Annotated in this window: 8 protein-coding genes; all 8 read left to right on the top strand. The window is 43.5% G+C overall.

Features of this window, described 5'->3' with window-relative positions:
- Positions 1 to 1,158, top strand: a 1,158-nt coding sequence (gene tuf / locus GWI68_RS03645) for an elongation factor Tu (RefSeq protein ID WP_166539173.1), incomplete at its 5' end; no start/stop codon positions are given.
- A gap of 273 nt (positions 1,159 to 1,431) precedes the next feature.
- Positions 1,432 to 1,809 (top strand): preprotein translocase subunit SecE, encoded by a 378-nt coding sequence (secE, locus tag GWI68_RS03640; protein WP_023583091.1) that lies wholly within the window; start codon positions 1,432 to 1,434, stop codon positions 1,807 to 1,809.
- Between the two features lie 7 nt (positions 1,810 to 1,816).
- Positions 1,817 to 2,362 (top strand): transcription termination/antitermination protein NusG, encoded by a 546-nt coding sequence (gene nusG, locus GWI68_RS03635; RefSeq protein WP_004246900.1) that lies wholly within the window; start codon positions 1,817 to 1,819, stop codon positions 2,360 to 2,362.
- A gap of 146 nt (positions 2,363 to 2,508) precedes the next feature.
- Positions 2,509 to 2,937, top strand: a complete 429-nt coding sequence (gene rplK, locus GWI68_RS03630) for a 50S ribosomal protein L11 (RefSeq protein ID WP_088494387.1) — start codon at positions 2,509 to 2,511, stop codon at positions 2,935 to 2,937.
- Positions 2,938 to 2,941: 4 nt separating this feature from the next.
- Positions 2,942 to 3,643 (top strand): 50S ribosomal protein L1, encoded by a 702-nt coding sequence (rplA, locus tag GWI68_RS03625; RefSeq protein ID WP_072064767.1) that lies wholly within the window; start codon positions 2,942 to 2,944, stop codon positions 3,641 to 3,643.
- Positions 3,644 to 3,969: 326 nt separating this feature from the next.
- The gene (gene rplJ, locus GWI68_RS03620) at positions 3,970 to 4,467 is read left to right on the top strand and encodes a 50S ribosomal protein L10 (RefSeq protein ID WP_088494388.1); all 498 of its coding nucleotides are present in this window, start codon (positions 3,970 to 3,972) and stop codon (positions 4,465 to 4,467) included.
- A 63-nt stretch (positions 4,468 to 4,530) separates the two neighbouring features.
- Positions 4,531 to 4,896 carry a 50S ribosomal protein L7/L12 gene (rplL, locus tag GWI68_RS03615; protein ID WP_023583093.1) on the top strand — a complete coding sequence of 122 codons (366 nt, stop codon included), beginning with the start codon at positions 4,531 to 4,533 and terminating at the stop codon, positions 4,894 to 4,896.
- 351 nt (positions 4,897 to 5,247) lie between these two features.
- Entirely contained in the window at positions 5,248 to 9,276 is a 4,029-nt protein-coding gene (rpoB, locus tag GWI68_RS03610) for a DNA-directed RNA polymerase subunit beta (RefSeq protein ID WP_166539416.1), read from the top strand.
- The last annotated feature ends 16 nt before the right edge of the window (positions 9,277 to 9,292 follow it).

Genomic DNA, 9,292 nt, shown 5'->3' with positions numbered 1-9,292 from the left:
AAACCGCACGTTAACGTTGGTACTATCGGCCACGTTGACCACGGTAAAACAACTCTGACTGCTGCAATCACTACAGTTTTAGCTAAAACTTACGGTGGTGCTGCTCGTGCATTCGATCAAATCGATAACGCACCAGAAGAAAAAGCTCGTGGTATCACCATCTCTACTTCACACGTAGAATACGATACTCCAACTCGTCACTACGCACACGTAGACTGCCCAGGTCACGCCGACTATGTTAAAAACATGATCACTGGTGCTGCGCAAATGGACGGAGCTATCCTGGTAGTTGCTGCGACTGATGGCCCAATGCCACAAACTCGTGAGCACATCCTGTTAGGTCGTCAGGTTGGTGTTCCTTACATCATCGTATTCCTGAACAAATGTGACATGGTAGATGATGAAGAGTTACTGGAATTAGTAGAAATGGAAGTTCGTGAACTTCTGTCTCAATACGATTTCCCAGGTGACGACACTCCAGTAATCCGTGGTTCAGCGCTTAAAGCACTGGAAGGCGAAGCTGAGTGGGAAGCAAAAATTGTTGAATTAGCAGAAGCACTGGATTCATACATCCCAGAACCAGAGCGTGCAATTGACAAACCATTCCTGTTACCAATCGAAGACGTATTCTCAATCTCAGGCCGTGGTACAGTAGTAACTGGTCGTGTTGAGCGTGGTGTTGTTAAAGTTGGTGAAGAAGTTGAAATCGTTGGTATCAAACCAACAGTTAAAACAACTTGTACTGGCGTTGAAATGTTCCGTAAATTACTTGACGAAGGTCGTGCAGGTGAGAACGTAGGTGTTCTGCTGCGTGGTACTAAACGTGAAGAAATCGAACGTGGACAAGTACTGGCTAAACCAGGTTCAATCAAGCCACACACTAAATTCGAATCAGAAGTTTATATTCTGAGCAAAGATGAAGGTGGTCGTCATACTCCATTCTTCAAAGGTTACCGTCCACAGTTCTACTTCCGTACAACTGACGTAACTGGTACTATCGAATTACCAGAAGGCGTAGAAATGGTAATGCCAGGTGACAACATCAATATGATCGTTGATCTGATTCACCCAATCGCGATGGACGACGGTTTACGTTTCGCTATCCGTGAAGGTGGCCGTACAGTAGGTGCGGGCGTTGTTGCTAAAGTATTAGGTTAATTACTCGCGTAATTCTCCTAGAGAAGGGCATCAATTGATGCCCTTTTTATGCGTTGTTTGAAAAAGAACCTATCTCATCACTAGTTTGATGGAAATTATTGGTGAGATAGGCTCTGATACAACGAATCGAGTCCAGTATCTTGCAGATACGAATGTCATAGAGATATGACACTGTGTCAGATGCAATCATAGTTGATTTTATGGTTAGTCTGATTTGTTTTGCTCTTGCGAGGCAAGCTGGCTATTTATTTACATCATATGACAGGTTAATTTATGAGTGCGAATAGCGGAGCTCAAGATAGCAAACGCGGTGGTGATATCGCTAAGTGGATCATTACCGTTTTATTGCTGGCAGTAGCAGTGGGTGGCAACTATCTTTACCGTGAATTTAACCTAGCGTTACGAGCTTTAGCTGTTGTTGCTTTGTTCGTAGCAGCGGGTGGGATCGCGTTGTGGACAACACAAGGTAAAGCAACATTAGCATTTGCTCGCGAAGCGCGCATTGAAATGCGTAAAGTAGTATGGCCAACACGTCAAGAAACATTGCAAACAACCCTGATTGTTGCTGCAGTGACGGCTATTGTGTCATTAGTTCTTTGGGGACTGGATGGCATTCTGGTTCGTTTTGTTTCATTTATTACTGGCCTGTGAGGTGTTCATGACTGATTCTCCAAAAAAACGCTGGTATGTCATTCAGGCATTTTCGGGCTTTGAAGGCCGTGTTGCACAGTCTCTGCGTGAACATATCAAATTAAACGAAATGGAAGACTCATTCGGCGAAGTTATGGTTCCAACCGAAGAAGTGGTTGAGATCCGTAGCGGTCAACGTCGCAAAAGTGAGCGTAAATTTTTCCCAGGCTATGTTCTTGTCCAAATGGTCATGAATGATGCAACTTGGCACTTAGTACGTAATGTACCTCGTGTTATGGGATTCATTGGCGGAACGTCTGACAGACCTGCACCAATTAGCGATAAAGAAGTTGATGCGATTATGAATCGCTTACAACAAGTTGGTGATAAACCACGTCCTAAAACACTGTTTGAACCAGGTGAAATGGTTCGTGTTAGCGATGGTCCATTCGCTGACTTTAACGGTGTTGTTGAAGAAGTTGATTACGAAAAAAGCCGCTTAAAAGTCTCTGTATCAATCTTCGGTCGTGCAACACCAGTTGAGTTAGACTTTAGTCAGGTTGAAAAAGGTTAAACCTTTTTACGTTGCTTTCTTGCAAAAGGTGGAAAAGTTATCTACAATTTTCCACCTTTCGTTTTGAGTTGTTTTGCTATAAGGCAAAACAAAGTAAAATCGGGGAGCCCTAGCCGGGCGATATACCCAAATTGAGGAATTAATTAATGGCTAAGAAAGTCCAAGCCTATATCAAACTGCAAGTTTCTGCAGGTATGGCTAATCCAAGTCCACCAGTTGGTCCAGCTCTGGGTCAACAAGGTGTTAACATCATGGAATTCTGTAAAGCATTCAACGCTAAAACTGAAAGCGTAGAAAAAGGTTTACCAATTCCTGTTGTTATTACAGTTTATGCTGACCGTTCTTTCACTTTCGTTACCAAAACTCCTCCAGCAGCAGTTCTGCTGAAGAAAGCTGCGGGCGTGAAATCAGGTTCTGGCAAACCGAACAAAGAGAAAGTAGGTAAAATTACTTCTGCTCAAGTTCGTGAAATCGCAGAAACTAAAGCTGCGGACCTGACTGGTGCTGACGTTGAAGCTATGATGCGTTCAATCGAAGGTACTGCTCGTTCCATGGGCCTGGTAGTGGAGGATTAATCTGATGGCTAAACTAACCAAGCGCATGCGCAATATCCGTGAGAAAGTTGAAGTAACTAAACAGTACGAAATTACTGAAGCTGTTGCTTTACTGAAAGAACTGGCTACTGCTAAATTCGTTGAAAGCGTTGACGTTGCTGTTAACCTTGGCATCGATGCACGTAAATCAGATCAAAACGTTCGTGGTGCAACTGTACTTCCACACGGTACTGGCCGTTCAGTTCGCGTTGCTGTATTCGCACAAGGTGCAAATGCAGAAGCTGCTAAAGAAGCAGGCGCTGAATTAGTCGGTATGGACGACTTAGCTGCTAAAGTTAAAGCTGGCGAAATGGACTTCGACGTTGTTATCGCATCTCCAGATGCAATGCGCGTTGTAGGTCAATTAGGTCAAATCCTTGGCCCACGTGGCTTAATGCCAAACCCGAAAGTGGGTACTGTAACTCCTAACGTTGCTGAAGCAGTTAAAAATGCTAAAGCTGGTCAGGTTCGTTACCGTAACGACAAAAATGGTATTATCCATACCACTATCGGTAAAGTTGATTTCAACGAAGCTCAGTTGAAAGAAAACTTAGAAGCTCTGCTGGTTGCTCTGAAAAAAGCAAAACCATCAGCAGCGAAAGGCGTTTATATCAAGAAAGTAAGCCTGTCTACCACTATGGGTGCAGGTGTTGCTATTGATCAAGCTAGCTTGAGCGCGACAGTTTAATCTTAGATTAGACTAAAGTCATAAAAGACTTTACCTTGGCGTCAAATTTGTATAGAATTTGACGCCTTGAGTTTAGCTATGTGGTATTTTATTTAAGTCTGCATAACTAAATTCTCTGAATTTCGGTTGGAGTCTGGCCTATCCAGACCCCGTCCAAGACCGCAGGTGTAAGTAATTACTTAATTTTCCTGCGTAGACGGTGAGAGAGCCAATAAAGAATTATATATTCTGGATTCTACTCACCGTGTTTTAGCGCTTATACCATTGTGGTCATAAGTGATGTGAGTCCCGAGTTTTTACTCGGTTAATCCAGGAGCAAGAAGCTAATGGCACTAAATCTTCAAGACAAACAAGCGATTGTTGCTGAAGTCAGCGAAGTTGCCAAAGGTGCGCTTTCTGCAGTTGTTGCGGATTCCCGTGGCGTTACTGTAGCTAAAATGACCGAACTGCGTAAAGCATGTCGTGAAGCTGGCGTTACTGTACGTGTAGTACGTAACACACTTCTGCGTCGTGCTGTTGAAGGTACTTCTTATGAAGTACTGAAAGATGCATTTGTTGGTCCAACCTTGATTGCATTTTCTGCTGAACATCCGGGCGCTGCAGCTCGTCTGTTCAAAGAATTCGCGAAAGCGAACCCAGCATTCGAGATTAAAGCGGCTGCCTTTGAAGGTGAGTTTATCCCAGGTTCGAACATCGATCGTCTGGCTACACTCCCAACTTACGATGAAGCAATCGCACGCCTGATGGCAACCATGAAAGAAGCCTCTGCAGGCAAATTGGTTCGCACTCTGGCTGCTCTGCGCGATCAGAAAGAAGCTGCTTAATAGCCAATTTCTTCGTTGCTTTATTTACGTATAAACTTTTTCTGAATTTTAGGAACACTTGTTATGTCTATTTCTAAAGACGATATCTTAAACGCAGTTGCTGAAATGTCTGTAATGGACGTTGTTGAACTGATCTCTATGATGGAAGAAAAATTCGGTGTATCTGCTGCTGCAGCTGTTGCTGTTGCTGCGGGTCCAGCAGAAGCTGCTGAAGAGAAAACTGAATTTGACGTTATCCTGAAAGCTATCGGCGGTAACAAAGTAGCAGTAATCAAAGCAGTACGTGGCGCTACCGGTCTTGGCCTGAAAGAAGCTAAAGACTTAGTAGAATCTGCACCAGCAGCTCTGAAAGAAGGCGTAAGCAAAGATGATGCTGAAGCTCTGAAGAAAGCTCTGGAAGAAGCAGGCGCTGAGGTTGAAGTTAAATAATTTAACTTCCCAGAGTGCAGCCTAACGGCTGATGGCTGGTGATTTTTTGGTCACCAGCCTTTTTGCGCTGTAAGGTAAGAGTCACTTTTTCACACTTTTTTGGTGTCTCATTACTTCAATATTTTTTGCTATTGACGACTTAATATACTGTGTTAATCACTACGATCCACGTTCTCGAAAGCTCGGTAGTGAGCTCGACACAATGAAATGATTTAAGAGTAATAGCAATGAATATTCGGAAAATAGTTGTTTTCCTACCTACAAAAAAATAGTGTTAGCAGAATGTCGAGCCATCCTTAAAAAGTTAAGGACAGGCAGAGTGGGTCACTTTTCAGCGAGCTGAGGAACCCTATGGTTTACTCCTATACCGAGAAAAAACGTATTCGTAAGGATTTTGGTAAACGTCCACAAGTTCTGGATGTTCCCTATCTCCTTTCTATCCAACTTGACTCGTTCCAGAAGTTCATCGAGCAAGATCCTGATGGTCAAAACGGTCTGGAAGCAGCTTTCCGTTCCGTATTTCCTATCCAAAGCTACAGTGGTAATGCTGAATTACAATATGTCAGCTACCGCTTAGGCGAGCCTGTTTTTGATGTTAAAGAATGTCAGATCCGCGGTGTAACTTACTCAGCACCTCTGCGTGTAAAACTGCGTCTAGTCATTTATGAACGTGAAGCCCCAGAAGGCACCGTTAAAGACATCAAAGAACAAGAAGTCTATATGGGTGAAATCCCATTAATGACCGATAATGGTACTTTTGTTATCAATGGTACTGAGCGTGTTATCGTTTCCCAGTTACACCGTAGCCCTGGTGTGTTCTTTGATAGTGACAAAGGTAAAACACACTCTTCAGGTAAGGTACTGTATAACGCACGTATTATCCCTTATCGTGGCTCATGGTTAGACTTCGAATTCGACCCTAAAGATAACCTTTTTGTCCGTATTGACCGTCGCCGTAAATTACCTGCGACTATCATTTTACGCGCAATGAACTACAGCACTGAAGAAATCTTAGGATTATTCTTCGAAAAAACACTGTTTGAAATCAGCAACAACAAGCTGATGATGACATTAGTGCCTGAACGTCTGCGTGGTGAAACTGCTTCATTTGATATTGAAGCAAACGGCAAAGTGTATGTCGAAAAAGGCCGTCGTATTACCGCTCGCCATATTCGTCAATTAGAAAAAGAGCAAGTTGACCGCATTGAAGTACCTGTTGAATACATTGCAGGTAAAGTGGTTGCTCGTGACTATATTGATGAAGCGACAGGTGAACTGATTTGTGCTGCTAACATGGAAATCTCTTTAGATGTGTTAGCTCGCTTAAGTCAAGCTGGTCATAAAACAATTGAAACTCTGTTTACCAATGACTTAGATCATGGTGCTTATATTTCAGAAACTGTTCGCGTCGATCCTACAAACGATCGTTTAAGCGCGTTAGTCGAAATTTATCGCATGATGCGTCCTGGTGAACCACCTACACGCGAAGCTGCAGAAAACTTATTTGAGAACTTATTCTTCTCTGAAGATCGTTATGATCTTTCTGCTGTAGGTCGTATGAAGTTCAACCGTTCGTTAAGCCGTGACGAAGTTGAAGGTTCTGGCATCCTGAGCCAAGAAGATATCATTGAAGTAATGAAAAAACTGATTGATATCCGTAATGGTAAAGGTGAAGTGGATGATATCGACCACTTAGGTAACCGTCGTATTCGTTCTGTTGGCGAAATGGCTGAAAACCAATTCCGTGTTGGTCTGGTGCGTGTTGAACGTGCAGTTAAAGAGCGTCTGTCTTTAGGCGATCTTGATGCATTAATGCCACAAGATATGATCAACGCAAAACCGATTTCTGCTGCTGTCAAAGAATTCTTTGGCTCTAGCCAGTTATCACAGTTTATGGATCAGAATAACCCGCTATCAGAAATTACGCACAAACGTCGTATTTCTGCATTAGGCCCAGGTGGTTTGACCCGTGAACGTGCAGGCTTTGAAGTTCGAGACGTACACCCAACTCACTACGGTCGTGTGTGCCCAATCGAAACGCCTGAAGGTCCAAACATCGGTCTTATCAACTCATTATCTGTTTATGCACAGACTAACGAGTACGGTTTCCTAGAAACGCCTTACCGTGTTGTTGAAAACAACGCCGTAACAGATGAAATTCACTATCTGTCTGCAATCGAAGAAGGTAACTTCATCATTGCTCAGGCTAACTCCGTATTAGACGATGACAATCACTTCGTTGAAGAATTAGTTACTTGCCGTCATAGAGGTGAGTCAAGCTTATTTAGTCGTGACCAAGTTCAGTACATGGACGTTTCAACCCAACAGGTTGTTTCTGTCGGTGCTTCACTGATCCCATTCCTTGAACACGATGACGCCAACCGTGCATTGATGGGTGCGAACATGCAACGTCAGGCTGTTCCTACACTTCGTGGTGATAAACCACTAGTAGGTACAGGTATGGAACGTGCTGTAGCGGTTGACTCCGGTGTTACTGCGGTTGCTAAACGTGGTGGTGTTGTTCAGTATGTTGATGCTTCTCGTATCGTTATCAAAGTTAACGAAGAAGAAACTTACGCTGGTGAAGCGGGCATCGATATCTACAGCTTGACTAAATACACCCGTTCTAACCAGAACACATGTATTAACCAAACTCCTTGCGTATCTTTAGGTGAACCTGTTGATCGCGGTGACGTGTTAGCTGATGGTCCTTCAACAGACCTTGGTGAGTTAGCATTAGGTCAAAACATGCGCGTGGCATTTATGCCATGGAATGGTTATAACTACGAGGACTCCATCCTTGTATCTGAGCGTGTTGTTCAAGAAGACCGTTTCACTACTATCCACATTCAAGAACTCGCTTGTGTCTCTCGTGATACTAAGTTAGGGCCTGAAGAGATCACTGCTGATATCCCGAACGTCGGTGAAGCAGCGTTATCTAAACTGGATGAATCAGGTATCGTTTATATCGGTGCTGAAGTGAAAGGTGGTGACATTCTGGTTGGTAAAGTAACACCTAAAGGTGAAACTCAACTGACTCCAGAAGAGAAACTGCTACGTGCTATCTTCGGTGAAAAAGCGTCTGATGTTAAAGATTCTTCTCTACGTGTTCCTAATGGTGTGTCTGGTACAGTTATCGACGTACAAGTCTTCACCCGTGATGGCGTAGAAAAAGATAAACGTGCATTAGAAATCGAAGAATCACAGTTACGTGAAGTTAAGAAAGACTTAACTGAAGAACTGCGTATCTTTGAAGCTGGTCTATTCGCTCGTATCCGTGGTGTTCTGATTGCTGGCGGTATTGAAGCTGAGAAATTAGATAAATTACCTCGTGAACGTTGGTTAGAGCTGGGTATTGCGGATGAAGAGAAGCAAAACCAGTTAGAACAATTAGCTGAACAGTATGATGAACTGAAAGCTGAGTTCGCGAAGAAACTGGAAGCCAAACGTCGTAAAATCACTCAAGGCGATGATTTAGCACCAGGCGTGCTGAAAATCGTTAAGGTTTACCTGGCAGTTAAACGTCAGATCCAACCTGGTGATAAGATGGCGGGTCGTCATGGTAACAAGGGTGTTATCTCTAAGATTAACCCAATTGAAGACATGCCATACGATGAAAACGGTAATCCAGTAGACCTCGTACTGAACCCACTAGGTGTACCATCACGTATGAACATCGGTCAGATCCTTGAAACTCACTTGGGTATGGCTGCTAAAGGTATCGGTGATAAGATCAACGCGATGCTGAAACAGCAACAAGAAGTTGCTAAGTTACGTGAATTTATCCAGAAAGCTTACGATCTGGGTATGGCACCTCGTCAGAAAGTTGATCTGGACACCTTCAGCGATGAAGAAGTGTTACGTCTGGCTGAAAACCTGAAAAAAGGTATGCCAACCGCAACACCAGTGTTCGATGGTGCAGAAGAAATGGAAATTAAAGAGATGCTGAAATTAGCTGATCTTCCAACTTCTGGGCAGATTACACTTTTCGATGGTCGTACAGGTGAACAATTTGAGCGTCCAGTAACTGTTGGTTACATGTACATGCTGAAACTGAACCACTTAGTTGATGATAAGATGCACGCCCGTTCTACCGGTTCGTACAGCTTAGTTACTCAGCAACCTCTTGGTGGTAAAGCGCAGTTTGGTGGACAGCGTTTCGGGGAGATGGAAGTGTGGGCACTGGAAGCATACGGTGCAGCTTATACTCTTCAAGAAATGCTTACTGTTAAGTCGGATGACGTTAACGGTCGTACCAAAATGTACAAAAACATCGTTGATGGTAACCATCAGATGGAACCAGGTATGCCAGAGTCGTTCAACGTATTGTTGAAAGAGATCCGTTCACTGGGTATCAACATCGAATTGGAAGACGAATAACGTATTCCATATAGAC

It is taken from the genome of Proteus sp. G2669, assembly GCF_009915245.1.
In the GTDB taxonomy this organism is placed as follows: domain Bacteria; phylum Pseudomonadota; class Gammaproteobacteria; order Enterobacterales; family Enterobacteriaceae; genus Proteus.
The sequence above is the reverse complement of the archived record's forward strand: the minus strand, read 5'-3'. Positions and strand labels throughout refer to the sequence as shown.

What these genes read in the sequence shown, in the direction of transcription:
- secE (WP_023583091.1), top strand. Translation starts at nt 1,432, where the DNA reads ATGAGTGCGAATAGCGGAGCTCAAGATAGCAAACGCGGTGGTGATATC.
- nusG (WP_004246900.1), top strand. Translation starts at nt 1,817, where the DNA reads ATGACTGATTCTCCAAAAAAACGCTGGTATGTCATTCAGGCATTTTCG.
- rplK (WP_088494387.1), top strand. Translation starts at nt 2,509, where the DNA reads ATGGCTAAGAAAGTCCAAGCCTATATCAAACTGCAAGTTTCTGCAGGT.
- rplA (WP_072064767.1), top strand. Translation starts at nt 2,942, where the DNA reads ATGGCTAAACTAACCAAGCGCATGCGCAATATCCGTGAGAAAGTTGAA.
- rplJ (WP_088494388.1), top strand. Translation starts at nt 3,970, where the DNA reads ATGGCACTAAATCTTCAAGACAAACAAGCGATTGTTGCTGAAGTCAGC.
- rplL (WP_023583093.1), top strand. Translation starts at nt 4,531, where the DNA reads ATGTCTATTTCTAAAGACGATATCTTAAACGCAGTTGCTGAAATGTCT.
- rpoB (WP_166539416.1), top strand. Translation starts at nt 5,248, where the DNA reads ATGGTTTACTCCTATACCGAGAAAAAACGTATTCGTAAGGATTTTGGT.